This window comes from Rossellomorea aquimaris (assembly GCF_001877785.1).
GTDB classification, from domain to species: Bacteria; Bacillota; Bacilli; order Bacillales; family Bacillaceae_B; genus Rossellomorea; species Rossellomorea aquimaris_A.
This window is the reverse complement of the sequence record NZ_MINN01000088.1, coordinates 1-1,470: the sequence shown is the minus strand read 5'-3', so window position 1 is coordinate 1,470 and position 1,470 is coordinate 1. Positions and strand designations below refer to the sequence as shown.

Genomic DNA, 1,470 nt, shown 5'->3' with positions numbered 1-1,470 from the left:
AGTCAAGTCCGTATTATTGTGTAAAATTCCTTACAGCTGTTTTCAACTATTTTGGATTATCAGTACTAGCCCCCACATTTTTTTGTCGAAACTTCCATGAGGTTCTGATCCCATAGCCGGTTGGGTCTGTCAAAGGCTTTTCACTTTGACAGACCCAACCGGCTATGGAAAAATTCATGATGGAAGTTTCTCAAAAACGTTATTTGATACTGAACTTTCTTTTGGAATAAATCGTTTGTTGATAGTGAAGTAACACTGCTCCCACCAAGCGAAAAGCAGACTGAGTATTTGGGAAAATCCGAATTACCCTTTCTCTTCTGCGTACTTCTTGGTTCAAACGTTCCAAACTATTCGTACTTCTAATGTGAGGACGAATTGATTCAGGGTGTTCCATATATTGAATGGTATCTTCGAACCCTTCATCTAGTACCTTTAAAGCTTTTTCAAATCTAGGTTGATCACTAAATTTGTCCATTAATTCTTCCTTGAAGTTTCTCATGTCTTCTATAGTGACTGCCTCAAATATTCGTTTAATCATCGTCCTTATTTCAACTGAATCTTTTTTGGGGAGCTTGTCATATACATTTCGCTTAAAATGAACATTACACCTTTGCCAACTAGTCCCGATAAATTCCCTCATAATGGCTTTTTGAAGCCCCTGATGGGCATCTGAAATGACGAGCTTAGGTGATTGAAGTCCCCTCGATTTGAGTTGTTGGAAGAACCGACACCAGCTATCGTAGTTTTCTACATGATCCACCATCAAACCCAGGATCTCCCGTCTATTGTCTTCGGTTAGTGCTGTAGCGATATAAACTGCTTTAGAGACAACCTTATTGTGCTCCCGCACTTTTATATACATAGCGTCTACAAACACAAAAGGAAAATAAGTCCCATTCAAGGGCCTCCTGGCCCAATCATTGACGATAGGATCTAACTTTTGAGTCAGAGAAGATACAAAAGACTTAGAGACATTTTCTCCGCAAAGTTGTTCAACGATGTGCGTTACCTTACGAGTAGACACTCCATTAATCACCATTTCTATCATCGATAGAACAAAGGCTTGGTCACACCTTGAGTATTTTTCAAAAACAGACGGAGAAAATTCTCCATTTCGGGTTCGTGGGACCTTTAAGGTTAACTTACCAATACTCATGGTGAAATCTCGTTCATAATAGCCGTTTCGATAATCTACTCGCTCCGAAGAGCGCTCATAAGCCGTCGTATGCAGGAAATCATCTCTTTCTTTTTCCATGTAGTCATTTAACACAAGTACGATGGCCGACTTAACTACGGTCTCCAAATTAGAAGTGATCACTGTTTCTTTTAAATAGTCAAAATTTAGGTTAAACTGTAAGTGAGTCATCTTTATTCCCTCTCTTCATTGTTTATCGTCGTTGAAAACAGTGTTGCCAAGAAGGAATAAAATGACTCTTTTTCTTTTTACACAATTATATGGACTTAATCAAT

1 protein-coding gene is annotated in these 1,470 nt (G+C 38.6%); it reads right to left on the bottom strand.

Going from position 1 to position 1,470, the window contains the following annotated elements:
* Positions 1-199: 199 nt before the first annotated feature.
* Positions 200-1,366, bottom strand: a complete 1,167-nt coding sequence (locus BHE18_RS12465; protein WP_071618905.1) for an IS256 family transposase — start codon at positions 1,364-1,366, stop codon at positions 200-202.
* Between the last annotated feature and the right edge of the window lie 104 nt (positions 1,367-1,470).